Here is a 25,164-nt window from a genome sequence, read left to right on the forward strand (position 1 = left end):
AGAATGTTCGTAAAGATTTAATAGTGACACTTCGCACATTCCAGGCCGCCGATATCCTTGACCTTCAAGGCATCTTTGGATTCAGAATGCAATTGCACGAGTTTATCGTAGTATTCATTTCCCTGAGTCGTGATCTCAGTATTTCTGTGACAATCAATACACCATCCCATGGTCAGGGCGCTGTGCTGATACACCACTTCCATCTCCTCGATAGGACCATGACAGGTCTGGCACTCCACTCCACCCACAGCGACGTGCTGGGAATGGTTGAAGTAGGCCAGGTCGGGCAGATTGTGCACCCGCACCCATTCTATAGGTTGGTTGTTATCTACGGCATCATAAATTTTAGCAATCTCAGGGGAAATACCTTCTTTGCCACCCACGTTCTGAATGTGCATGTGGCAGTTCATACAGATATTTGCCGAGGGAATATTGGCAGACTTGCCGATTTCAACACCGGTATGGCAGTACTGACACTGGATTTCATATTCGCCGGCATGCAATTCATGTGAGTAAGCTATCGGCTGGGCCGGCGCATAGCCTTGTTGGATACCTACGGTGTATAACCCGTCAATGGCAGTTTTGACCACAAAGGCCAGAACGATAGTGGTGACGATGAGGATAAAACCATCACTTTTTAAAATACCCAGGTAATCCGTTTTCTGGTTGATAAACTCCTTGTCTTCCGCATCCAGCTTGTCGCTGTTGTTCATGTATTTGGTGAGGACAGAGACAATCAACCCCAAAACCACCAATACCAGGATCAGGACGACCACCAATACCACCAGGATGATGGTCAGGTATTCACTGGGGATGCCCCCGCCTGAACCTCCACTTTCACCGGCAGCTGCCCCACCTTCAGCAGCAGCAGCCTCTGCTTCCGCCTGGCCACCATATTCAATGTAAGCCAGCAGGTTCATCAGGTCACCATCGCTCAGGAAATCCATAGCAGGCATTACCGTATTGTTATACTCTTTAAAAAGAGCTACAGCAGTGGCATCACCACTCTGGATGACAGCCTGAGAATTCAGAATAAACTTCTTGGCCCAGTCCAATTCCCTGCGGTCGGTAACCCCACGCAGGGCAGGGCCGATTAGCTTTTGATCCAACCTGTGACAGGTTTTACAGTTGGCGTTAAAAATAGACTCCCCGGCAGAGATAGCATCTTCGCTATCCGGGACTTCAGGGTCTGCTGCGAAGCCTTGCGCTCCCAGAAACAGGAAAAACAAAACCAGCAAGTGATGTAAGCGAATTGAAACCCCTTTTAATGAGCGCTTGATCGACATAGTTATATATACTTTTTTCAGATTACCTCGGTGCAATTCAAATTCCCCACAAATGTACTACCCAAGTTCTATTTTTCAAACTTGCATATAGGCGCTCCTGACCATTGGATAAAATTTGTAGAATGATTGTATTAACCTCATTTACAATATTTTATGATAAAACTTCAAGATTATTAATTAATTTAGAACGGTTATAAATAACCGCAATATGTCAATATTTGCCAGATAAAATTTACGCCCAATAGCAGCTCTATTCGGTTTCCGAAATTAAAAGCCAAAAAACAGCGCAGTTTTGAAAATTATATTTTTAACAGCTGGTATTTGAATTCGGAAGTATTTATACCTAAATTTGCGCTTCGATTACAAAAAGGTCGAGTGGCCGAGTGGCTAGGCAGAGGTCTGCAAAACCTTGTACAGCGGTTCGAATCCGCTCTCGACCTCCGGAAAGCATCCTCAAAAGGGATGCTTTTATTTTTTGAGCTTTTGCCTCCCCGTAACCCTGCCATCGATTTCTCGTTTAGACGGGTACCAACATCAACCTTTCAAAACCGCATGCTATGAATGTTTTTTTTATCCATTTGGCATTCCTTTTTTTATGGGGCCCTGCTGCCAAAGAAAATATTGCTCCTGAGCCGGAATTTAAAATCATTTCGTTTGAAGAATTTGAGGTGCTCACCGCCGCTGACTCAGATAAGCTGCGGATCTACAACTTCTGGGCTACCTGGTGTGCTCCCTGTATCCGGGAAATGCCGCACTTTGAAGCAGCCAGTGCTCAGGATCCTGATCTGGAACTGGTATTCATCTCTATGGATGACGGGCGAAGACCGGAGCGGGTAACTTCCTTTATCAAACGCAAAGAGATTCAATCACCGGTATACCTGCTCGATGACGTAGACTTCAACTCCTGGATAGACAAGGTAGATCAGAGCTGGACCGGAGCCATCCCCGCTACCCTTTTCATTTTGCCCGATGGTGAGCGGATTTTTCACGAAGGAGAGCTGGAAGCAGACGAATTACAAAAGCTCATCGACCAATTCAAACCATAAAACCATGAACAAGAAAAGCACTTTTGCCCTGACCCTACTGGCGATGTTTTGCCTTTCCCTAACCGCCCATGCCCAGGATTCGGGATATCAGATAGGAGATGAAGCCATGGACTTCACACTGACCAACGTGGACGGCTCTCAGGTATCACTAAGCGGGATGGAAAACGCCCGGGGCGCCTTTGTGATATTTTCCTGCAACACCTGCCCTTACGTAAAAGCCTACGAGGATCGGATGATCCAGTTGCACGAAAAATACGCTCCGCAGGGATACCCCGTGATTGCGATCAATCCCAATGATGCGCAGCTCAGTCCGGGAGACAGTTTTGAGGCCATGAAAAAACGGGCTGAGGAAAAGGATTTCCCTTTTCCTTATCTGCATGACCAGACCCAGGAGGTCATCAAAGCTTATGGAGGCAGCAGAACTCCCCACGTATACCTGGTCAATAAGGAGAGCGGAAAATACATTGTGCGGTATATCGGTGCCATTGACAACAATTACCAGGACGCTTCGGCCGTGACCAAACATTATGCTGAAGATGCGGTGGAAGCGGTACTGAAAGGGCAAAACGTCCCTGAGACAACCACCAAAGCCATTGGCTGCAGCATCAAGTGGACCCGAAATTCGGAGTAATAGCCGTGAAACGCTGCGCATTTCTGGAATCGTTTTTATTTGTAACTGAAAGCTTTTGCCAATGGTCAGCAAACAGATTTTACTACTGAAATAATACCGAAATGACGCTGCAGGACTGTTCCTCCGAGTGTACCTATACTAAAGAATTCAGTAGTTAGATTTGAAATCATTTTCATTTTTTTCCATATTGTGGGCTAATTAGCAATCGTTCAGCAGAATGAACAGCCCAGAAGACAGGAATTTTAAATCGAATAACAGTCAGCCAGAGGACCGCATCCTCTGGCAAGCCTTCAAAAGTGGAAACCGGCTGGCATTTTCTACGCTTTACGATTTGCACGTTGATAGCCTATACAGATATGGCTGCAGCATAACGCAGGACAGCCAAATGGTCGAAGATGCCATTCAGGATTTATTTGTCTATTTGTGGGATAACAGGCAAAATACCACTGAAGTTGACAATATTAAATTCTATCTTTTCAAGGCACTGCGAAACAACCTGACGAGGATGATTATGAAAAACTCAGCTTCGTCTGGTCCGGTGATCCGGCAAGGTGAGTATGCAACCAAAGAGAGTTGTATTTTATCTCATATGGAGGAACTCGCCCATATTGAAGACACGGAAACGATTGAAATGAGAGTGCGGGAGCTGGTTAACCTATTGAGCGGCAGACAGCGAGAGGTACTCTACCTCCGATTTTTCCAGGACATGAACTATGAGCAAATTTCCTCGCTGCTGGAAATAGACCTGAAATACACCTATAATATTTATTCCAAAGCAATTTTACAGCTAAAAAGATACCTGGCTGAAGGGTTCAATCTTTTCGTAGATTAGCATTATCATTACATAATCTCATTTTTTTGACTATTTATTAACTTGTACAATCCTTTTTTAAAAAATAAATAATTTTTATCTCGAATTTCCGCTGATGTAGTGGAAAATCTCCTCGACGCTACTCTTAATACATATATAAGCTGGTGTTAATGAAATACAAGAATTACAAAGTTGAAGATTTTGTGCGGGACCCCTGGTTCAGGGCATGGGTCAATGAAACGAATGCGGAGGCAATTTCATTCTGGGAAAAGTGGATAATGAATAACCCGAGGGCACAGGACAAAGTCCGGCAAGCCCGCCATATAATACTGGCGTTTTCTGAAATGGAAACTCCCATGCCTGAAGAGCGAAAGGCAGTTATTTGGAAAGCAATCGAAGCCAGAACTGGCCAGGCTCAAAAACCTGCAAAAGTCAAGGCTCCTATTGAAAAAGGCGATCCTTGGAAAGCCTGGTTGAAGGTAGCGTTGAGATTAGCCGCCAGCCTACTGATCATCCTTGGATCCTTCTATGTGTTTACTCATGTAAGAAATTCGGTAAACGAAATTCGGTCATCAGAAAACATTGGTACGACTGTTTTTAACAAGGAAACCGGAGAGAGGGAACGAAAGAAGTTCAAACTTCCGGATGGAAGCCTGGTCTTTTTAAACGCGAGCAGCAAGTTGACGTACAGACCCGGACCCGATGATAGCACAAGGGAAGTATTTTTATACGGAGAAGCATATTTTGATGTAGAAACAGATGAAGCACGTCCTTTTAAAGTGTTTGCGAATGGTACAGAAATTACCGCACTAGGCACCGAATTCAATGTTAAAGTGGGTCAATCGGATAGTGCTACGATCGTTTCCCTGGTAGAGGGAAAAGTCGAAGTGGTCAATCTCGGCTCCGGGAGGACAGAATCGGTATACCTAAGCAGAGGAGAGCGGGCTTTCATTGACCCTGCAGGCCATTCCATGAAAAAATCCAACTTCGATATAGAAATGGAATCCATCTGGAAAAGCGGATTGATCAAGTTTCAGGATACGCCCATGCCCACGGTTAAAGCCGTCTTGGAAGAATGGTATGGCGTAGAAATCACTTTTCAAAACAAGCATAAACCAAACCTCAAAGTCACCGGCCAGTTTGACAATGAATCGCTGAATAATGTATTGCACAGCCTGGGTTATACGGCCAGATTCGATTACCAACTGAAAGACGACGAAGTTTACATAAAATTCAAACCCTAAACCGCCAGATGCCAATGAAATAGACCAAAAAAACCAATACCGGCAATGCTTGCACATTGCCGGGTTTTAAACTCTCCCCTGAAACGTAAATCGACCAAAATTCTGATTTCAGGGATCAATTAGCATTATGTTTTACCATAACTTATCAAAAGTATGAAAAATAAACTTTTACACCAATTGTGGATGTTTACGAAAAATTTTCTGTTTGGATTTCTTATCCAATGCATTGCCTTTACGACTTTAATGGCGAACGATGGCAATGCTCAATTGAAAGGTATCAACGAGGTTTACGTTGAAGTAGGATTTGAAAAAGCGGCTCTGCGCCAGGTTTTCCGGGTATTGGAAAGTGAAACAGGTTTTAATTTTGTTTACAGCAACCAGGAATTTGATCAGCAATTGAAGGTAACTGTACCCCCGCAGACACGCAGCCTTTCGGATTTGCTCACTGCGATAGCCAGACAGACAGGACTTAGCTTCAGGCAGGTAAACAACAATATAAATGTAAAGAAATCTGGCCTTCTCGGGACCCACCCAAAACAGTCCGGTCCAGAAAAAGACAGATTCGATGTAGTAATTTCCGGAACGGTAAGTTCAGCAGATGACGGCACTACACTACCTGGAGTCAACGTAACGATTAAGGGTACCACCACTGGTACCGTCACTGACGTAGATGGAAATTTTATGATACAGGTACCGGAGGGGGATGTGGTGTTGGTATTTAGCTTTGTGGGCTTCGAAAAGCAGGAAGTGATTGTCGGCAGCCAATCCACTATCAACGTGACCCTGGAGCCAGATGTAACGGCACTAAATGAAGTGATTGTGGTGGGATTTGGAGAGCGTAGGGTAAAAGACCTGACCGGATCTATCAGCACCGTAGGTGCCTCTACCATAGAAAAAACGAATATGGTTTCGCCCCAATTTGCTTTGCAGGGTAATGCGACGGGCGTACGGGTCGTTAATGCCAGTGGAGATCCCAATGAAGCCCCAAGAATTTTTGTCAGGGGCATAGGCACCTGGAATGGAGATGCCCAGCCGCTTTACGTGGTAGATGGTCAGATTTGGGAACCTGCACGGGCCGGAAATGAGGACCTCATAGGAGGGGCCGGCAGAAGTACTCCTCCAAACATTTTTAACCTGATCAATCCCAACGATATAGAAAACATCTCCGTATTAAAAGATGCCTCTGCCGCCGCAATTTACGGAAGCAGAGGAGCTAACGGTGTGGTGCTGATTACAACGAAAAAAGGGCAAAAAGGAGAGCCGGTGATAGCATTCAATACCAATTTTGGAATTCAAAATTCCCCGAGATTTGACATGTTAAACACGGGTCAGTACATTGATATAACCCGTGAGATGTATGCCAATAACCTCAATCCGGATGTCTCCATAGAGCAAAACCTTTACGGTAGAAACGACCCAAGTCAGGCGGTCAGACTTACCAGCTTTAGTCCCCAATTCGATCCGGAGAGTCCTTATTACATCAATGACCTGACCACCTATAACTGGCAAGATGAACTTGTTAGAACAAATGCTCTCAATCAATCTTATGACTTCAAAATATCTGGCGCCAATGACCGGATAGATTATTACGTGTCTGCCGGATATCTCGACCAGGAGGGTATTCTCTGGGGAAATGACTACAAAAGATACACTACTGCCATTAACCTTAATGTCCGGGTAAAGGATTGGTGGAAAGTAGGGGTGAATTTCAAATACACACGGCAAGAGGCCGATTTGAATGATAAAGGCAAACTGCCGGATTACGCTGCGGCACCACCCTGGCAGCCACTTCGGGATCCTGGCAACCCCTACGGCTTCGCTCCGGTGATTGACCCGTTTTTGTTTGGAGATACCTGGCAGCCAAATAAGCTCTATGGCCAGGGGTCCAGACCCAATTATCTGGCAGTAGGAACAATCAATTATGCCGGTTTCGACCTGGATAGGAAAATGGGACAATTTTATACTGAGTTTACACCGATTCAGGGCCTCAGTCTGCGCGGCAGTATCAACCTGGATTACACCAAACAGGTTCGGTATGGTCTGGATGCTTTTTCCCGGGTCAATATATTTTTACCCACAGGGATCAATCCCCGGAATGAAGCGCCGAACGCTCCAAACAGCCTGGGAAGTTTTGAAAGCAGGGGAAACAATATATTTAACTACCAGACAGACTTTACGGCTTCATATGACCGGCTGTTTGGTTCAAAACACAGGTTGACCCTAACTGCAGCCGTTCAGGACCAAAGGCATTACCTGCATAACCTCAACCTCTCTACCCAGAATCTAAACAATCTGGTAGATAACCCTAAAAAGAACGGGTATGGAAATGACATCAATAACAATAGCAGCTTTACCGGATGGGGCCAGCGCTTCTGGTTTGGATTGGTGGGCAGGATGAATTACATCTTCGATTCCAAATATTATCTTGACTTTTCCTACCGTCGAGACGCGAGCAACGGTTTCGCCAGAGACTACCGATGGGGTAATTTCTATTCCGTCTCCGGAGCGTGGAGACTCAGTGAAGAAGCCTTTATGAGCGACGTATCATTTATCAACGACCTGAAAATCAGAGGAGGATGGGGAGAAGCAGGTAACGACCAGGCAGCAGTAGGACAATACGCATTCCTGTCTGGGGCCAACCTGGGGCTATCTTCGTATCGTTGGGGTTCCGGCAGTGGTGACCCGCTGGGCATCTTAAACTTAGGGGGACTGGTGGCAGACTTTCCAAATGCATCGCTCTCCTGGGAGGTGGTTACCACGTCTACCATTGCAGTAGACGCCCTCCTTTTCAACAACAAAATTAACCTTACTGCTGAATTGTTTAACCGCGCCACGAGTAATATCCTGCAAAGGGTAAACCTGCCATTGAGCGTCGGTACCAATAATCCGCTTTTTAATATTGGTAAGCTTGAAAACCGGGGATTGGACCTGTTGGTTGGCTTTAATGATCAAACCAACGGTTTTAACTACGGTATCTCAGGAAACATTAGTTTCCTGAACAATGAGGTAACCCGGCTGTATCAGGACCAACCTCTTTCGACCGGATTTGGGCGTGTAGAAGTCGGTAGATCCGTAGGCCATATCTGGGGCTACAAACTAGGTGGAATCTTCCAAAATCAGGAAGAAGTCGACAGCTATTTTGCAAATTTCGAAGACGAGATTATTGGAAATGCGGATTTTGTCGCCCCTGGCGACATGTACTTCCTGGATGTGCAGGGCAATCCTACGGATGAGGAAAGGTTTTACAGCACTACTCCGGATGGAAGAATCAATGCATTCGATCAAACTGAAATCGGAAACACCATTCCCGGCGTTACCTATGGTATCAATTTGAATGCAGGCTGGAAAGGCTTTGATGTTTCCATGAATTTTTATGGGGAAGGAAAAGTCGATAAAATCAATACTGCAAGGAGAAGATTTGAAAGCATGAGCGGCGCTGGTGCAACCTATTTTACCACCACACTTGACCGCTGGACAAGCTCCAATACAGATACAGACATGCCCAGAGCAGTTGTAAATGATCCTGCGGGAAATAATCGCCTCTCTGACCGTTGGGTGGAAAGTGCAGCATTTTTCAGGTTAAACAACTGGCAGGTCGGTTATACTCTTCCTGAATCCTTCCTGGCACTAACAAAAAACAACATCAGATCATTGAGATTTTACCTGGGAGGACAAAACAACCTCTACCTTTTCAGATGGCGGGGAATTGATCCGGTGAACGATGACTTTCCACTCCCCCGATCTTTCAACATGGGGCTGAATGCCAGTTTTTAATGGAAACCACTCAAATTCGAAAATCATGAAAAATCTCACAATACAATCGATAAAAGTCAAAAGCTTTTTCTCCCTATGTCTGGTCGCTGCATGGTTTGTACCTGCAGGATGTAACCCTGACCTTGTTGGAGAGCCGCCCATGGGGAGAACGGAAGAGACCTTTTTTGGATCGGCAACAGAGTTCAGAACCAAACTGGTAAGTGTTTATGCCTCATTATACGATCACTACCATTTTGCGGCCAATGGATGGAATGGATGGATTACCGGAATCTATTTGCTTCCGGGGGACGATTTGACAGAAAACCTTGCTGCCAGAACCTCCCTGGAATTGTTTGATGGCAGCTTGAATCCCAACAACAACCAAATGAGCTTCTCCTATCAATCCTGTTATAAGACTGTAGCACGGGCAAATGTTATTCTGGACAAGGTAAGAACGGTAGATATTTCGGCTATGGATAATCCGGAAGAAATTGCCATGATGGAAGGGGAGGCATTATTTTTAAGAGCGTATGCTTACTTTACACTCTTCAATGTATTCGGCGGAGTGCCCATAATAACGCAGCGTATACAATTGGAATCCGAAACGAACACGCCACGTAGCACTCCCAATGAAGTCCTCTCTCAGGTTATTGAAGACGCCCGTGCAGCTATCCCTTTTCTTCCGGAAAGCTGGCCCGAAAACTATGCCGGCAGGGTTACTAAAAATTCAGCCAGAGGATTATTGGCAAAAGCACTGGTTTTCCGCGCAGATTACAACAGCAATGATCCTGCTGATTTACAGGATGCGCTTACAGTTTTTGACGGAATCACGGCCGCTCTGACGACTGATTTCATTGACAACTTCAGCGCGTACACAGAAAATAACCGGGAATCACTGTTTGAAATTCAGGCCGCACAGGCCAGTGCACTAAATAACCTTAACCTGCACAATGATGGTGCCTGGAGGGGGGTTGAAAACCTAAGTGTCTACAGGGGATATATGATGGAGTCCGGAGGCAGAGGAGACTTTAATGACGCCTCCTCTACCAAATTTCTTGTCACAGAGAAACTGAGAAATGCCTTTGGAAGTGATCCGCGTCTCAGCGTTTTTTCAGATCCTGATGATGGTTTCGACGGACGGATTTTTCAAAAATATAATAAGCCGGATGGGGTCAATCACCTCACGCCACCACATGGGGGTTCGGCAAACAACGAACGGGTGTTGCGGTATGCAGACCTTAAACTAATTGCTGCAGAGGCGGCATTAAAAAGTGGAGATGTTCCGGCTGCCATCAACCATATCAATGACATAAGATCAAGGGCTAGAAATTGGGCAGCTGAATCGGGATATGGGGATGGTACTGTGCCGGCCGACTATCCGACTGGCGAAAGCAGTGTACCTACGGTCATGCAATGGATCATGAATGAGAGATTTGTAGAGCTTGCCGGAGAAGGACAAAGGTGGTGGGACCTCAAAAGATGGCATGCCTCTGGAGACATGAACCTCACCGGCTGGGATGGCAGTGATGCCAACTTCAGCACCGCCCTCGCCTCCCCAGTACAATTCGATGTCAACAAACACCTGGTATTTCCATTACCACAAGCTGAAATTGAGCGAAATTCCGCCATTTCAGAAAATAATCCCGGGTATTAGTGATTGAATTATCTGCGAACTGCGCATTTAAGCTGCACGGTTCGCAGATATTTAATTTATTTTTGCTTTAAATCACTGAACATGCCGCTTCGGGTTATTGCACGGCGGCTGGCAGCACCAAAAAAACCTAAGCCTGATGAATCGACCTGTAACTCTATTTTTTATCCTTTACTTCTTTTGCCTGGTCTGCGCCCCGGCTCAGAACGACAAATGGTTTCCTTTTCAACCACATGACTATTACAAAACGGACAACCTGAACCTCAGCGATTGGCTGGATGCGCCGGCAGGAAGGCATGGGTTTGTAAAAATGATGGGCAAAGACCTGGAGTTTGAAAACGGGCAGACTGTTAAATTCTGGGGAACCAACATCAATGGCAACAAACCTTTTTCTGCCCCCGAAGAGGCGGACAGGTGGAGCAGGTTTTTGGCAAAATATGGTCTCAACGCAGTGAGGTTTCACAAATTCACCTGGGAAGCTACTGACGGACAACAATCTACGGAGATTGACCCCGAACAATGGAAAAATTTCGATTACTTCAGTTATGCGCTACGTCAGAAAGGCATATACTACGGCTGGTCTCCCATATATGGGCACCGGGTAAAACCTGCTGACAGTGCCCGCCTTCTGGCTTATCAGGAGATCGTAGAAACGGATTTCCCCTGGTCGCACCTCAATGGATCTACTGCATCATTGGTGAATTTTGCGGAGGATTTACAAGAACTGAATATCGAGCTGGTCGTCAACATGTTGAATCATAAAAATCCCCATACCGGTCTGCGCTATGCCGATGATCCCGCCCTTGCTTTCGTGGAGTTCCAGAATGAAGACAATATTTTCTGGGGAGCTATGGAGAAGACGCTGGAACAAACCCCCACCTACAGGGCCTTGCTTTGCCGGAAATTTACTGCCTGGCTAAAGAACAAATATGGTACGCAGGCAAATTTGAACATGGCCTGGAACGGTGAAGGTCTTTCTGAAGGAGAAAACCTGACCAGGGAAAATATCTATCCCAATCCTAACCACGGTTTTTTTAGTACGGAATATGAACAGGCAATCACAGAAAAAAGACCAATAAAACAACATGTTCAAGATAAATTGAGCTTCCTTTTCGAAGAGCAGGCCAGGTTTTACCGGAAATTTCTGGATGCTGTAAGGGCCACCGGTTACAAGGGTACTGTTGTGGCCAGTTGCTGGCAGGCAGGTACCGGACTTTCACATCTATACAACCTGTATGCCGATTATCAGGTAGGGATGATCGACAGACACAATTACTTTGGAGGGGGCAGTGGGCACAACCTCCGGGCCGGCAAGATGAGTAATGCCTCCATGCTGTCGCAGATAGGTTCGGGATTATTTGGAACCGGGCTGCAGCAAGTCAGTGACCGTCCTTTTTCGCTGTCTGAATGGATGAGTCTGATTCCGACCGAATGGACTGCAGAAAGTTCGCCGATTATTGCTGCCTATGGTCTGGGACTTCAGGGTTGGGATGCTTCCTTTAGCTTCGCCGTAGACCAGCCTTCCTATACCCCTACGATTCAGACAGCCCCCTGGGGAGGAGTTTACAATGTAACCTCACCCACCCAATTGGCATTATACCCAGCTCTTGCAATGATGATTTACCGCGGGGATATTATTGAGGGGGAAACGATCGTAGACCGTAAAGTAAATTTTGACGCTCTTGAGGCAGGACTCAGCTTTTTTGATGAAAGGGTAATTCAGGATCAGGACCGGAAGGTATTTAAGACTAACTTTCCAACCGAAGCGATGGCGGCGGGAAGGGTCACGTTGACCTTTACGGATGAAGATCTCACAGACGAAATAGGAAATATTGCCGCCTTTAAACAAGATGGCGGAATTGTTTCAAATACCGGGCAACTGTACTGGACAGAAGAAAATAGGGGCCATTTTACCATCAATAGCGCAGGAACAAAAGGGCTGGTAGGCTTTGCAAAAAACAAAAAAGTCGATCTGGGCCCATTCAGCATACAAACCGGTAACGAATTTGCGGTAATATTACTGAGCAGCATGGACCCCGATAAGGGCCTTGAAGAAACGGATAGGATACTTGTCACCACCATGGCCCGGGCAAAAAACACGGGTATGGAATACAACAAAAACAAGACAGAATTGCTTGACCCGGGCGAGGCGCCAGTGCTCATTGAGCCTGTAAGTGTGGAGCTCAGCCTTCCAGATAATCGGACCTTCAGCGTGCATGTGCTTGACCATACCGGCAACAGAACGGGCAAAACACTAACTACCGGTGGTAATCGTATCCGGATCAATGGAGGGGAGACCAGGGCAATATATTACGAAATTGAGTTTTGACCGGACCGATTCAGCAATTGCCTACCGAAAAAGATCAGTATATGGTAAAAAGATCTGCAATTTTTCTTCCATACATGATCCGGTGCCTAAAGTCCGGATTAAACATCATTTGATAAAAAAACCGGTATTGTGGGATAGTACTGCGCAACTGCCGGACCACATCGGTTGCTGATTTGGGTTTTGGCTGTACCTTCCATCATCCCATTCCTACGGATTGTGCGGAAAAGGTATTTTCTGGTGAATTCATACTTCAGCAGATCCTGTCGGGGAGCAGATAGAAAAATAAAGCCATTTGCCGAATAGCGGCTCATTTTATTTTTTTGACCTTTCCAGCGTTTTTCTTCTGTATTCCTCGTCCGTATGGTAGCGGTTTCTGGCTCTTTCAAGGGTCTTGGCCCGATACTCCGGGTCTTCCTGGTAACGCTGCCGGTAGGTAGCCCTGGCCTTTTCCCTGAAGGCAGTATCCTGCCGGTAACGTTCCTTGTGCTTTTTCAGAATTTTCTCCCTGTTTTTTTCATAATAACTCTTTTCCATAGATTTTTAATGTAGCAGATAATGATTCGACATGAAACCAGGTTTTGAAAACTATTCTTTTCTAATTTCCGAAAATAAAAATATAAAATCAAGTTAAACTAAAATATTTTTCGTTGAACTGAACTGCATTGAAAATCAGAGATAGCCGACCGTAATGCTTGCATACGGCAGGCAATACGCCTGTTCGCTGATCATTGCCTGACGATTTCCATCCACCCCTGTTCCTATGCGTCCTTTTCGAGAGAAAAGGAAATATTGCAGGTAAATTACGGCTTAAAAATGTTTTCCCTGTGCCATTGCAAATTGGCTTGCAATGGCCAATGTTCTCGTTTCGCCGGTAGATTAATGGTTTTGTGTTCGAAGTCTCTGATGCTGTATGCCGATTGCTGTTCCTCAAAGCACTTCGAAACGAGCACACAAAAATTCTCATCAATGGATATTAAGCCCCTGTCAAATGCTCTATGTAGATTTGGACATAAGGCAATTCCATTCTTAATTGTATCATCAAAGCTTTGGCTAAATGGCTTTATGTGACAAGCATCAATCATAGAAATATCAAGTGTAGCGTCAATCCTCATTCCGGAAATGCCACAGGTATGACTATAAATTTTCGGTATTTCTCTTTTGAATAGGTCACCTCTGATAAATATCTCTTCCTCATTTTGTTGTAAGATCAGATTTTGAATTTCTGTTCGATATTCTTCGGGTGACTCGTATAAGATCTTACTTTCAATATTATCGAATAGCTTTTTCTTGTTTTCCAGGGAGAAAATAAAATTACTACTCGTTCCAGGAAAATATTCCTCCAACAAAAACTGTTGCAACAAAATGTTACTTTTCGGATCTTTCATTAACAAAAACAAGTCTTCATCCAATACAACATGATCGACCGCCTGGTTTAAATTGGTAAAGCTTCGCATTGAAGCTGAAAAACGAATGATTTTTTCAAAACCCATTTTGGGAACAAGCGTCCAAAACCTCTCGGTTTTCATGTGATAAAAAGGAAAGGTAAATCTGCAATGGTGATTTGTATTTACCAATAATGTCCAGTTAGTGTTGAAGAAAGCAACCAGTTCGGGAGTTATCCGGACTTTATCAGAAATATTGTTTCCGGTCTGAAAGGTTTGTAACAAAGAAATTAACAAGACAGGCTTTTGTGGAGCGATACCATGTGCCCTGTCAATTCTCAATTTCCGAAACGCATGAAGATATTTCTGAAGCTGTTTTTCCAATTTCCTTAATTTGCTACCCTGAAAAAAGTTGTGACCTGTCCCTGAGTAAAATACGAATTACAATGGTCACACGCAACCAGTTTTTCATTCGAACCGACCGGCCCGCCGGTTCATTTTCTTGCTTCTTTCGATCTCTTACATTTCAATAAATGCACAGGAAACCATCTTAACAGGAAGGTAAAAGGTACATTGTGGAGGCTTCAGCTATTTCACTTAACCGGTGGCTGTCCATCAAAATGCACTGAAGCGACAATTTTCAACCATCCTATCACCCTACTCCTTTGGCGGATTGATCATGATATGGGCACGGTGGGTACCGGGATCCATGATCCAGGGCATACCCGGAGCCTCGGGCTTAAGGGCAAGACCGGTGCTTTCCTGGGTGGCCCAGGGGATGTATACCACATAGCGCAGGTAGCTGTTTTTAACTTCCCCGGCCATGGCATCGTAATCTTCCGCTGCTGCAGTCAGGGAATACAGGGTGGCCCCATCTTTGGGCATTTTCAGGCTACCCGCCCTGACCTCATTCTCCCGTGTATCAAAGATTTCCTGAAAATTTTTGCCTTCCTTTTTCAATTCCCTGCCCCGTTCCATAAAGGGCTCCAACTGCTTGTGGTAACAGGCTACGTTAAACCCCTCTGCTTTGGGATCATCTGCTATGCAGACCATCTCATTGCTGCCTGCCCTCAATACGGTCCAGTTGCCACCGGAATCGTAACCGTACACCATAGCACCTTCCCTCAGATCCTCCGGCGCCGCCAGGACGGCTGTTTTGATCTGCATGGCTTTGGATGGAATTTGTTGGGCTTCGGTCTGTGAAAACAGCAGCAGGGCAAAAAGGCTTAAGAAAAGGCTTTTCATGATTCAGTGGGATTTGTTTTAAGGTCCGTTGAAATACGGTTTAATATAGCTGCAATTTTTAGGAAAAGCAAAATTCCCCGCGACCACATCCCAGTCACCAAAATGAAAAAAAACCGCCGGAAAGGCTGGTCTCCGGCGGTAAACTTTTATTTTGTGCAGAACTGCTTTACCTGTCCAGACGGGTATTGGTGCCATCTACAGGTGTCCTATGCTCCCGGTTGGCCAGGTCCCAGGCAGTATGAAAAATCAGCCTGGCCCGCTTTTCCATGAGGTCAAACTCAATCTTGTCTACCGTGTCTGTAGGTTGATGGTAATCGTCATGTACCCCATTGAAAAAAAAGATTACCGGAATGTTGTGCCTGGCAAAATTATAATGGTCCGAACGGTAATAAAACCGATTGGGATCGTCCTCTGCATCATAGCGGTAATCCAAAATCAGATTGGTGTACGTGATATTGTTGTACTCATTGATGATCTTGAGTTGTGACGAAAGCATTTCAGATCCAATCACGTAAATATAATCCTGGTTCTCGGCATCCTGGTACTCGTAGTCGATGCGACCTACCATGTCTATATTTAGGTTGTTTACCGTATTTTCCAAAGGAAACACCGGATTATCGGCGTAGTATTCAGATCCCAGCAATCCTTTTTCCTCGCCTGTGACATTCAGAAACAACACACTTCTCCTTGGCCGGTTGCCATCCTCAGCCGCCTTTGCAAAGGCCTCGGCAATTTCCATAACGGAAACAGTTCCTGAACCGTCATCATCTGCACCATTATTGATCTCTCCCTGGCTGTTGATGCCCACATGGTCATAGTGGGAGGAGATTACAAGTACCTCTTCACTTTTGTCGGTACCTTCCAGGTAAGCCAGCACATTTTCTGTACCGACTATTTCTTTGTCCTTTTGTACCCGATACTTCACCTTTTGTGCGGGAATGGAGCCGGGATTGTTTTTCGCGGCCTCCTTCAATTCCTCTACGGGAGTTTCAAACAATTGCCCCATTTGTTCCGAACTAACCATAAAAACCGGCCTGTGCTCGGTAGGTTCGTCAAATCCAAGACGTCCCCTTCCCGAAAGGTTTTTATAGCGATTGGCCATGCGGTCAAAATTGGCCTGCCCTTCCATGGTCACGATGATCACTCCTTCAGCGCCTGCGTCCATCACTTGCCTGACGGCGTCTGCTGCCCGGGAACCAATGGCCCAGAGGCCTACCAGCTTGCCCTCCACGTCCACTCTGGCGAGGTTTTCTTCGGAAGACAAACCCAGAAAGACCAGATCGGTGCGAACTCTTTTTTTCATGTCTGCATCGCCGATAAAGACAAAATCTTCGTTCAGGGCAAGGTCTCTATTACCGACCTTGAGTTCGACTTCCTCCCAACGCACGCTGGAGAGCTCAAAAGGCTGCAGGTAGCTGCCATCGACCGGGCCGGCAAGTCCTTTTTTCTGATAAAAATCAACCAGATATTCGGCCGCCAGCTTCTGGCCCTTCTCTCCTGTATCCCTGCCTTCGAGTTCGTCGGAAGCCAGGTAATTGAGGTGTTTTTCCAGATCCTCAGCCTGGATGGTAGCGGCATATTTTAAGGAAAGGTCTTCCTGCCCGAAAAGGGTAAAAGAAATCCCTGCATACAGCAGTAAAGCTGCAATCATTGGTTTGTTTTTCATTATGACTGTTTAATCGATTATAAATATGGTAAACTGTAAACCTATTTTTTATCCAAACGGTTAACAAGAAGATAATTAAGGTTAAAATCAACACCTAAATTAGCGATTATTTCTACCTTTGCGGTTCGATTCAGGATAAATTGGTTCGGCCAAAAATACTCATATTTTATCTTTATATGAAAATCAACCTTGCTTCTTCGGAAAAATTTAAAAACAGGCACATTGCTCCGTCAGATACGGATATACAAGCCATGTTGGAAACCATCGGTATAAGCTCACTGGACACCTTGATCGATGAAACCATACCGGCCAGCATCCGCCTGAAAAAACCACTTCGACTGCCAAAAGCCCTTTCAGAAACAGCTTTCCTCAAAAAGTTTAAACAGACTGCCGGTAAAAACACATTGTACAAATCCTACATTGGCCAGGGCTACTACGATACCCTGGTACCCGGAGTGATCCAGCGCAATATATTGGAGAATCCCGGCTGGTATACAGCATATACACCCTATCAGGCCGAAATCGCACAGGGCAGGCTGGAGGCCCTCATAAACTTTCAGACCATGGTCAGCGAACTGACGGGAATGGAACTGGCCAATGCCTCCCTGCTGGACGAGGGCACGGCTGCAGCGGAAGCCATGACCATGCTGCATGCCAGTAAACCACGGACGAAAAAAGAGGCCAACCGTTTTTTTGTGGACCATAAAGTTTTTGGCCAGACACAGGAGATCCTGAAAACCCGCGCCATCCCTGTAGGCATAGATCTCGTTTTTGGTTCTCTGAAGGAGCTGGACCTTACTGATCCGCAACTATTCGGTGTGCTGCTTCAATACCCCAATGCGGATGGTGAGGTGCATGATTATAGCCGGTTGGTGGCAACGGCAACAGAAAATCAGGTATCTACGGCTTTCTGTACCGATTTACTTAGCCTGACCCTGCTAAAACCTCCCGGGGAAATGGGAGCAGATGTGGTGGTCGGTAGCAGCCAGCGATTTGGCGTACCCATGGGCTTTGGTGGCCCTCATGCCGCCTTCTTTGCCACCAAAGAATCATTCAAAAGACAAATACCCGGCAGGATCATCGGAGTATCGGTAGACAAAGAGGGAAAAAATGCCTACCGCATGGCGCTGCAGACCCGGGAGCAACATATCAAAAGAGAGAAAGCAACCTCCAATATCTGCACTGCTCAGGTGCTTCTGGCCGTTATGGCCGGCATGTATGCCGTGTACCATGGCCCAAAAGGCTTGAAAGCTATCGCCTCCCGTACTCATGGACTGGCCGTCATGACTGCAGATTGGCTGGCGCGCCTGGGATACGAGCAGGTCAACAAATCCTTTTTTGATACCATTCGCATCAGAGTGGATGAAGTTCAGAAGGAAAAAATTCGTGCGTTTGCCTTGTCCAGGAAACTGAACTTCCGATACGAGAGAGAAAGTATATTGCTAAGCTTTGATCAGGCCAAAACCAGGTCCGACGTGATAGAAATCTTCGAGGTTTTTGCCAAATCTACCCACCTGCTGCAGGTAGAAATACCTCCGGTTCCGGATCAGATAGATGCCATTATCCCTGAGGCACTGCAAAGAAATTCCCCTTATTTACAGCATGAGGTTTTCCAGCGCTATCATTCCGAACATGAAATGTTACGCTACCTGAAAAGGCTGGAAAACAAAGACCTTTCTCTGGTGCACTCGATGATCTCCCTGGGTTCCTGCACGATGAAGCTCAATGCAACTGCAGAAATGATTCCCGTCACCTGGCCTGAAATCGGTCAGTTGCATCCCTTTGCACCGCAGGATCAGGCGGCAGGATACTACGAGATGTTTCAGGAATTAAGAAACTGGCTCAGTGAGATCACTGGTTTTGCAGATACCTCCCTGCAGCCCAATTCCGGTGCGCAAGGGGAGTATGCAGGCCTGATGGTGATCAGGGCCTACCACCAGAGTCGTGGCGACGAGGCCAGGAATATCGTTCTGATTCCCTCTTCGGCACACGGTACCAATCCCGCTTCTGCGGTGATGGCAGGCATGAAAGTGGTCATCATTCCCTGCGATGACAAAGGCAATATTGATGTGGAGGCATTCAAATCCAAAGCTGCGGCATACAAGGATCAGCTTGCTGCATTGATGGTGACCTATCCATCCACCCATGGTGTTTTTGAAGAAGCGATACAGGAGATCTGTGCGCTGGTACACGAATATGGAGGACAGGTTTACATGGACGGGGCCAATATGAATGCACAGGTAGGGCTTACCAGTCCCGGAATGATTGGTGCAGATGTTTGTCACCTGAACCTGCACAAAACCTTTTGCATTCCCCATGGAGGGGGAGGCCCGGGCATGGGTCCGATCTGCGTGGCCAAACACCTGGCACCATTCCTTCCCGGCAACACCTACGTGCGGACAGGCGGAACAGATGCCATCAGTGCCATATCGGCGGCGCCCTTTGGAAGTGCCAGCATCCTGCCCATTTCTTATGCCTACATCGCCATGATGGGAGAAGAAGGACTGTCCAAGGCCACCAAAGTGGCCATCTTGAATACCAATTACATCAAAAAACGGCTGGAAGCAGATTATCCCATTCTGTATACAGGGAGTAAAGGACGTGCAGCGCACGAAATGATACTGGACTGCCGGGAATTCAAATCCTGCGGCATAGAGGTGGAAGATATCGCCAAGCGCCTGATGGATTATGGCTTTCATGCGCCTACTGTATCCTTTCCGGTAGCAGGTACGCTCATGGTAGAGCCAACTGAGTCAGAATCAAAAGCTGAACTGGACCGCTTCTGCGATGCCATGATTGCCATCCGTCAGGAAATCAGAGAGATAGAGGAAGGAGCCGCCGACCCATCTTCAAACCTCCTGAAAAATGCACCCCACACTTCCGGCACCATTATCAGTGACAAGTGGGATTATCCCTATTCCAGAGAGAGGGCGGCCTACCCCCTTCCCTTTGTGAAGGACAACAAATTCTGGCCTTCGGTAGGAAGGATCGATGCCGCGTATGGGGACAGAAACCTGATGTGTAGTTGTATTCCTACAGCGGTGTATGAAGAGGAGGAGAAAGAGGCAGTAGAATAGTCTAAAGATAAAGCCCCTTCGCAGGATTTGCTGAAGAGGCTTTTTTTATCATTCACCAGGCAATTATTTCAGACTGCCTGTCATATCTTCCGGCCTTACCCATTGGTCAAACTGCTCGCTGGTGAGCAGGTCCAGAGCGATGGCCGCCTCACGCAGACTGATGCCTTCCTTATGTGCTTTTTTAGCGATCTTGGCTGCATTTTCATAGCCAATGTGTGTATTCAGGGCTGTTACCAACATGAGACTGTTTTCCAGGTGACGCTGGATAAAGGGCTTGTTGGGCTCAATTCCCACTGCACAGTTGTCATTAAACGAAACACAGGCATCGCCAAGAAGCCGGGCAGAGATCAGCAGGTTATTGACCATCATTGGTTTGAATACATTCAGCTCAAAATGACCGTTGGAGCCTCCGATGGATACCGCGGTATCATTTCCAATCACCTGGGCACAAACCATGGTCATGGCCTCTGCCTGAGTAGGATTGACCTTTCCTGGCATGATAGAAGAACCCGGCTCATTCTCGGGGATCAATATTTCGCCTATGCCTGATCTGGGGCCAGAGGAAAGCATGCGGATATCATTGGCTATTTTCATCAGACTGACAGCCAGTTGCTTCAATGCACCGTGAGTCTCTACAATCGCATCATGTGCTGCCAGAGATTCAAATTTATTGGGTGCCGTTACAAAAGGCTGTCCTGAAAAATGGGCTATTTTCTCAGCCACCTTTTCTGCATAACCCTCTGGAGTGTTGAGGCCTGTACCTACAGCAGTACCGCCAAGCGCAAGCTCCGAAAGGTGTGCCAGGGTATTATTGATTGCCCTCATGGCATGGTCCAGCTGGGCTACATAGCCAGAAAATTCCTGCCCAAGTGTGAGTGGGGTAGCATCCATGAAATGGGTACGACCGATTTTCACTACTTTCATAAAGGCCTCAGATTTGGTCTTTAGGGTGTCTCTCAGTTTTTTCACGCCGGGCAGGGTCGTTTCTACCACCATTTTGTAGGCTGCAATGTGCATGGCAGTAGGGAAAGTATCGTTTGAGGATTGAGATTTGTTCACATCATCATTCGGATGAATTTTTTTCTTTTCATCCTGAAGGCTGCCTCCCAATAGGACATGAGAGCGGTAGGCCACAACTTCGTTTACATTCATGTTGGACTGGGTTCCCGAACCGGTCTGCCAGACCACCAAAGGAAACTGATCATCCCACTGGCCTGTCAATATTTCATCACAGGCCCTGGCAATGACCTCGGCTTTGTCCCTATCCATTACCCCAAGATCTGCATTGGTAAGCGCAGCTGATTTTTTCAAAATAGCAAAAGCATGTACAATTTCAAGCGGCATTCGCTGCCTATGCCCTCCGATCTTAAAATTATTCACGGAGCGCTGGGTTTGGGCACCCCAGTATTTGTCTGCGGGCACTTCTACCGGACCCATGGTATCTTTTTCTATTCTGTAATCCATATCTGTTTTGTTTGAATTTTATTCGATTGGAGAGCTAAATTACTACAGGCAGCGCATAATCCATAAGTCCGGCCGGAATACTTCTCATTTTACTTTCTCCGTTTTCTCAGGGTGCTCCCCTACCTGCTTTCATGTCCATCATGTCATAAAACAATAGCTGACTCTCCTTTACCTTTCTGCGGAAATGCCAGATCGCAAAGCCATAATTGCCTATACCGGCAAGGGTACTCAGAGCCGCCAGTTTCCAATCCTGAAATACCGCCAAAAACAATACAGTAAGCAGAAAGCTAACCACCCCCCAAAAGCTGAGAAAGAATACGGTGGCTGGAAAAAAGGAGTAATCGAGAGAAATGAGGCACCCTTTGGCCAGGGGAGACACCTTCCCTTTAATCAGGGGCAAAAAACTATCGGCTTTATCTATTTTCTTCGATATGGTAAACTGATTGGACTTCAGATCTCCGTTAAAAAGTATGGACTCCTCGGGAGGGACCATAACGGTTTCCAGGAAGTTAACTCTCCTGGTTACACCATCCAATCGTTCCATCACCTGCTGTTGATCCATTACGGAAACGAATGTTTCACTGTATGTAGGTGCCAGTCTCACCATATCAAAACAAGAAGAAAAGGAGAAAGTTTAAGCTACTGCGATACAGGAAATTTCCACATTGACATCTTTTGGCAGCCGGCTTACTTCAACCGTTTCCCGTGCCGGCGGAGCAGTTTTGAAATATCTGCCATATGCCTCGTTGACGGTGCCAAAATCATCCATGTTTTTTACGAAAATGCTGCATTTCACCACATGCGCAAAGGAAAGCCCCCCAGCACGCAGTATGGCCTCCAGGTTTTTCATTACTGCATGGGTTTCTTCGGTAATATTTTCGTTGATCAGTTGCCCCGATTCTGCATCCAGCGCAATCTGACCTGAAACATAAAGGGTCCCGTTAATTTTTACTGCCTGGCTGTAGGGGCCAATAGGCTCAGGTGCTTCTGAAGTATGTATGATATCTTTACCCATGGTGATAGTGCATTAGAACGAACCACAAAGTAAAACTTTATCTCCGAATTTGTCAATTCTACCAGAAACTTACTCGTTGGCCACCAACTTGAAGCCCTCACCATGGAGGGTGATGATTTGTACATTTTCATCCGATTTCAGCAATTTTCGTATTTTGCTGAGGTAAACGTCCATACTTCGTGCATTGAAGTAGCTATCGTCACCCCAGATTTGCTTCAGGGCATAAGATCTGCTGACATTTTCGTTCCGGGAGGCCGCCAGTAGCCGCAGAAGTTCATTTTCCTTCGAGGTCAGTTTGTGCAATCCGTCGGGTCCTTCGAGCTGCTGCTTGTCGTAATGAAGCGTAAAATCACCAAAACTATAGGTCTTCAGGGCAGCTTTTCCCACCTGCTGATGTGTCCTCCTTAAAATGGCTTCAATTCGCATCAGCAATTCTTCCATGCTAAACGGCTTGGTAATATAATCGTCGGCACCAATGCGAAAACCCTGAATCACATCTTCTTTCAGGTTTTTGGCGGTAAGGTATATGATGGGAATGTTTTCTTCCACCTTCCGGATTTCCTTTCCGAGGGTAAATCCATCCTTTTTGGGCATCATCACGTCAAGGATACACAATTGATAATAGTCCTTCCTGTATTTGCTCCAACCCTGTTCCCCATCCCTGCACAGACTGACTTCATATCCTTTTACTCCCAGGTATTCCTGCAAAATATCTCCCAGGTTGGGATCGTCTTCTACCAGTAAAATTTTTGTTTTGCTCATTGTTCTGACGGTAAGTTGATGGTAAAAATACTTCCATGCCCGGGTTCACTTTCGACCTCAATACTTCCCCGGTGTGCCTCCACCATGGTTTTTACGTAGGATAGCCCGAGCCCAAACCCTTTGACATCATGAATATTTCCTGTGGGGACACGGTAAAATTTTTCAAAGATCTTTTTCTGAACTTCCCTGCTCATGCCTATTCCTTCATCCTGCACAGCCAGCTTGAAATAGCCTTTGCTTTCCCTGATGGTGATGGATATCCTGGGAGATTCCCTGGAATATTTGTTTGCATTGTCCAGTAGGTTATTGATAATATTGTTTAAATGGAACGGATCTGCTGCTACTTCTTCCCGGCTCACCTGGTAATCGGTAGCAATCGTTCCTCCTCTTTTTTCCACAACCAACTCAAAATGCCTTTTGGCCTCTTCGACCGCCTCAATCAGGTTGATTTTCTCTATCTTCAGTTTAAAATCCTTTTTATCCAGCGAAGCGGCCTGCAGTACCTGCTCTACCTGCTTGCCCAGTCTGGTATTTTCCTCCCTGATGATCCCAAGGTACCGGTGCCTGATAGATTGTTGGTCAAAAAGGTCCGGATCCTGCAATGCTTCGATGGCCAGGCTAACCGTAGAGATGGGTGTCTTAAATTCATGGGTCATGTTGTTGATAAAGTCATTTTTGACCTCAGATATCTTTTTTTGTCGGATTATAACCCTGATGGCATATATAAAACAAATGATAATGATGCCCATAAAAAGCAAGGAGCTGGAAAGCGGCAGGAATACCTGCCGCATCAGGTAATTTCCCTTATTCGGAAAATGGATCACCAGGAAATTCTCCAGACCCAGCAGGTCACTGGGAAACAGCTCTGCCTTGATGCCCCTCGTTTTGAGGTAATCCAGGTCCGTCACTTCTCCTATTCCAACAATTTTGTTCTGACCGTTGATAATGCCCAGCTCGAAAGGCTGATCAATATTTCTGTTGACCAACTGATCGCGTACTTCCCGGCGTACGCGCGCAGTATCTATCCGATTGAGGATGTGCTGATTGCCCTGCGAGAGCAGCTGATGGATCACCACCTCCACCAACTCAATTTTCATGTTGGCCTGAACTATACTTTCGGCCACATTTCTGGAAACATTGAACTCTTCTATGATGAAGTTTTGCCGGTTATTGGCATATTGTCGTTTGCTGATATAGTTGTCCTGCTTGTTTAGAAAATCCAGGTATCGTTCTTTTTCCTGAACCAAAATAGCGAGTTCATCCGGCGTGAAAAGCGTAGACGCAACAGAAGGAGACATGTAAAAATATTTTTCTATCTGGCTGAAACTTTTAGGCTCTCCTTCCTTTGAGGCGATCAGTTTCCTGAAAGTGGGTGAAATCTGAGGTAGATTCTGGTCAAACAAAGAATCCACCACAGAGGGCCTGTTTACCGCCACCTGCCGGTGCCTCACCTGTACCTGAATGGGTTCAATGGGCTCAAGCAAGGCTTTTTGGAAAAGGGTATCTCTGGCCAGTGAACTCAGAAGAATGTCACTGGTCTCGCTTTTCTCCAGGCGCTCCGAGGTCGAAGCCAGGGCTTGAAACACGTTTTGCTCAAATCGCTCCTCATTTATTTTTAGCACATTACCCACCCAATAAAATTGAAAGGCTATCAATCCCAGGCTGGCCAATGACATCAGAAAGACAATTATTTTTATGCTTGCTTTTGACATGGTACAAATCTAAATGATATCCCGCCTTATATCACCTACTTAACTTTTTTTAACACAATGCATTAGGGAAAATGCTATCCTCTTTTGGAT

18 protein-coding genes and 1 tRNA gene are annotated in these 25,164 nt (G+C 46.1%); 9 read left to right on the plus strand and 10 right to left on the minus strand.

Annotated elements, in window-relative coordinates; all coding sequences use genetic code 11:
* Positions 1-17: 17 nt before the first annotated feature.
* The gene (locus BUB19_RS03745; protein ID WP_073092258.1) at positions 18-1,286 is read right to left on the minus strand and encodes a c-type cytochrome; all 1,269 of its coding nucleotides are present in this window, start codon (positions 1,284-1,286) and stop codon (positions 18-20) included.
* 369 nt (positions 1,287-1,655) lie between these two features.
* Here BUB19_RS03745 and BUB19_RS03750 point away from each other — a divergent pair.
* From BUB19_RS03750 to BUB19_RS03785, 8 genes are all read left to right on the plus strand, one after another.
* Positions 1,656-1,726 (plus strand) — tRNA-Cys (locus BUB19_RS03750).
* Positions 1,727-1,843: 117 nt separating this feature from the next.
* Positions 1,844-2,332: a TlpA family protein disulfide reductase gene (locus BUB19_RS03755; RefSeq protein WP_073092263.1), complete on the plus strand. Its 489-nt coding sequence runs from the start codon at positions 1,844-1,846 to the stop codon at positions 2,330-2,332.
* 4 nt (positions 2,333-2,336) lie between these two features.
* The gene (locus tag BUB19_RS03760) at positions 2,337-2,963 is read left to right on the plus strand and encodes a thioredoxin family protein (protein ID WP_073092269.1); all 627 of its coding nucleotides are present in this window, start codon (positions 2,337-2,339) and stop codon (positions 2,961-2,963) included.
* Between the two features lie 217 nt (positions 2,964-3,180).
* Positions 3,181-3,795, plus strand: coding sequence for an RNA polymerase sigma factor (locus BUB19_RS03765; protein WP_073092274.1), 615 nt, complete (start codon positions 3,181-3,183; stop codon positions 3,793-3,795).
* A gap of 149 nt (positions 3,796-3,944) precedes the next feature.
* Positions 3,945-5,018, plus strand: a complete 1,074-nt coding sequence (locus tag BUB19_RS03770; RefSeq protein ID WP_073092279.1) for a FecR family protein — start codon at positions 3,945-3,947, stop codon at positions 5,016-5,018.
* Positions 5,019-5,171: 153 nt separating this feature from the next.
* A complete protein-coding gene (locus tag BUB19_RS03775) occupies positions 5,172-8,792 on the plus strand; it encodes a SusC/RagA family TonB-linked outer membrane protein (protein ID WP_084096941.1) in 3,621 nt (1,206 codons plus the stop codon).
* Positions 8,793-8,817: 25 nt separating this feature from the next.
* Complete coding sequence (locus BUB19_RS03780; RefSeq protein ID WP_178371430.1) at positions 8,818-10,425, plus strand: RagB/SusD family nutrient uptake outer membrane protein; 1,608 nt, start codon at positions 8,818-8,820, stop codon at positions 10,423-10,425.
* Positions 10,426-10,561: 136 nt separating this feature from the next.
* Positions 10,562-12,751 carry a hypothetical protein gene (locus BUB19_RS03785; RefSeq protein ID WP_143155900.1) on the plus strand — a complete coding sequence of 730 codons (2,190 nt, stop codon included), beginning with the start codon at positions 10,562-10,564 and terminating at the stop codon, positions 12,749-12,751.
* A gap of 312 nt (positions 12,752-13,063) precedes the next feature.
* Here BUB19_RS03785 and BUB19_RS03795 read toward each other — a convergent pair whose 3' ends face one another.
* From BUB19_RS03795 to BUB19_RS03810, 4 genes are all read right to left on the minus strand, one after another.
* Complete coding sequence (locus BUB19_RS03795; protein WP_073092299.1) at positions 13,064-13,285, minus strand: hypothetical protein; 222 nt, start codon at positions 13,283-13,285, stop codon at positions 13,064-13,066.
* A gap of 266 nt (positions 13,286-13,551) precedes the next feature.
* The gene (locus BUB19_RS03800; protein WP_073092301.1) at positions 13,552-14,517 is read right to left on the minus strand and encodes an HNH endonuclease; all 966 of its coding nucleotides are present in this window, start codon (positions 14,515-14,517) and stop codon (positions 13,552-13,554) included.
* A gap of 273 nt (positions 14,518-14,790) precedes the next feature.
* A complete protein-coding gene (locus BUB19_RS03805; protein ID WP_073092304.1) occupies positions 14,791-15,378 on the minus strand; it encodes a hypothetical protein in 588 nt (195 codons plus the stop codon).
* Between the two features lie 166 nt (positions 15,379-15,544).
* A complete protein-coding gene (locus tag BUB19_RS03810; RefSeq protein ID WP_084096943.1) occupies positions 15,545-17,044 on the minus strand; it encodes a M28 family peptidase in 1,500 nt (499 codons plus the stop codon).
* 176 nt (positions 17,045-17,220) lie between these two features.
* Between BUB19_RS03810 and gcvP the strand changes: the two genes are divergently transcribed.
* Positions 17,221-20,121 (plus strand): aminomethyl-transferring glycine dehydrogenase, encoded by a 2,901-nt coding sequence (gene gcvP / locus BUB19_RS03815; RefSeq protein ID WP_073092306.1) that lies wholly within the window; start codon positions 17,221-17,223, stop codon positions 20,119-20,121.
* A gap of 63 nt (positions 20,122-20,184) precedes the next feature.
* On the opposite strand, the gene fumC is transcribed toward gcvP, so the two are convergent.
* The 5 genes from fumC to BUB19_RS03840 all read right to left on the minus strand — a co-directional run bounded on the left by fumC (position 20,185) and on the right by BUB19_RS03840 (position 25,074).
* Complete coding sequence (gene fumC / locus BUB19_RS03820) at positions 20,185-21,585, minus strand: class II fumarate hydratase (protein WP_073092309.1); 1,401 nt, start codon at positions 21,583-21,585, stop codon at positions 20,185-20,187.
* Between the two features lie 106 nt (positions 21,586-21,691).
* A complete protein-coding gene (locus BUB19_RS03825) occupies positions 21,692-22,147 on the minus strand; it encodes a hypothetical protein (protein WP_143155901.1) in 456 nt (151 codons plus the stop codon).
* Positions 22,148-22,219: 72 nt separating this feature from the next.
* Positions 22,220-22,600, minus strand: coding sequence for a RidA family protein (locus tag BUB19_RS03830; protein ID WP_073092315.1), 381 nt, complete (start codon positions 22,598-22,600; stop codon positions 22,220-22,222).
* 69 nt (positions 22,601-22,669) lie between these two features.
* Positions 22,670-23,362 (minus strand): response regulator transcription factor, encoded by a 693-nt coding sequence (locus BUB19_RS03835; protein ID WP_073092318.1) that lies wholly within the window; start codon positions 23,360-23,362, stop codon positions 22,670-22,672.
* Positions 23,359-25,074, minus strand: a complete 1,716-nt coding sequence (locus tag BUB19_RS03840) for a sensor histidine kinase (protein ID WP_073092321.1) — start codon at positions 25,072-25,074, stop codon at positions 23,359-23,361. The genes BUB19_RS03835 and BUB19_RS03840 overlap by 4 nt, the downstream gene beginning before the upstream one ends.
* Positions 25,075-25,164 lie beyond the last annotated feature (90 nt).

The sequence above is a fragment of the Cyclobacterium lianum genome, from assembly GCF_900143075.1.
Taxonomy (GTDB): Bacteria; Bacteroidota; Bacteroidia; order Cytophagales; family Cyclobacteriaceae; genus Cyclobacterium; species Cyclobacterium lianum.

Coding starts and splice junctions, on each gene's coding strand:
- BUB19_RS03745 (WP_073092258.1), bottom strand. CDS start 1,286: ATGTCGATCAAGCGCTCATTAAAAGGGGTTTCAATTCGCTTACATCAC.
- BUB19_RS03755 (WP_073092263.1), top strand. CDS start 1,844: ATGAATGTTTTTTTTATCCATTTGGCATTCCTTTTTTTATGGGGCCCT.
- BUB19_RS03760 (WP_073092269.1), top strand. CDS start 2,337: ATGAACAAGAAAAGCACTTTTGCCCTGACCCTACTGGCGATGTTTTGC.
- BUB19_RS03765 (WP_073092274.1), top strand. CDS start 3,181: ATGAACAGCCCAGAAGACAGGAATTTTAAATCGAATAACAGTCAGCCA.
- BUB19_RS03770 (WP_073092279.1), top strand. CDS start 3,945: ATGAAATACAAGAATTACAAAGTTGAAGATTTTGTGCGGGACCCCTGG.
- BUB19_RS03775 (WP_084096941.1), top strand. CDS start 5,172: ATGAAAAATAAACTTTTACACCAATTGTGGATGTTTACGAAAAATTTT.
- BUB19_RS03780 (WP_178371430.1), top strand. CDS start 8,818: ATGAAAAATCTCACAATACAATCGATAAAAGTCAAAAGCTTTTTCTCC.
- BUB19_RS03785 (WP_143155900.1), top strand. CDS start 10,562: ATGAATCGACCTGTAACTCTATTTTTTATCCTTTACTTCTTTTGCCTG.
- BUB19_RS03795 (WP_073092299.1), bottom strand. CDS start 13,285: ATGGAAAAGAGTTATTATGAAAAAAACAGGGAGAAAATTCTGAAAAAG.
- BUB19_RS03805 (WP_073092304.1), bottom strand. CDS start 15,378: ATGAAAAGCCTTTTCTTAAGCCTTTTTGCCCTGCTGCTGTTTTCACAG.
- BUB19_RS03810 (WP_084096943.1), bottom strand. CDS start 17,044: ATGAAAAACAAACCAATGATTGCAGCTTTACTGCTGTATGCAGGGATT.
- gcvP (WP_073092306.1), top strand. CDS start 17,221: ATGAAAATCAACCTTGCTTCTTCGGAAAAATTTAAAAACAGGCACATT.
- fumC (WP_073092309.1), bottom strand. CDS start 21,585: ATGGATTACAGAATAGAAAAAGATACCATGGGTCCGGTAGAAGTGCCC.
- BUB19_RS03825 (WP_143155901.1), bottom strand. CDS start 22,147: ATGGATCAACAGCAGGTGATGGAACGATTGGATGGTGTAACCAGGAGA.
- BUB19_RS03830 (WP_073092315.1), bottom strand. CDS start 22,600: ATGGGTAAAGATATCATACATACTTCAGAAGCACCTGAGCCTATTGGC.
- BUB19_RS03835 (WP_073092318.1), bottom strand. CDS start 23,362: ATGAGCAAAACAAAAATTTTACTGGTAGAAGACGATCCCAACCTGGGA.
- BUB19_RS03840 (WP_073092321.1), bottom strand. CDS start 25,074: ATGTCAAAAGCAAGCATAAAAATAATTGTCTTTCTGATGTCATTGGCC.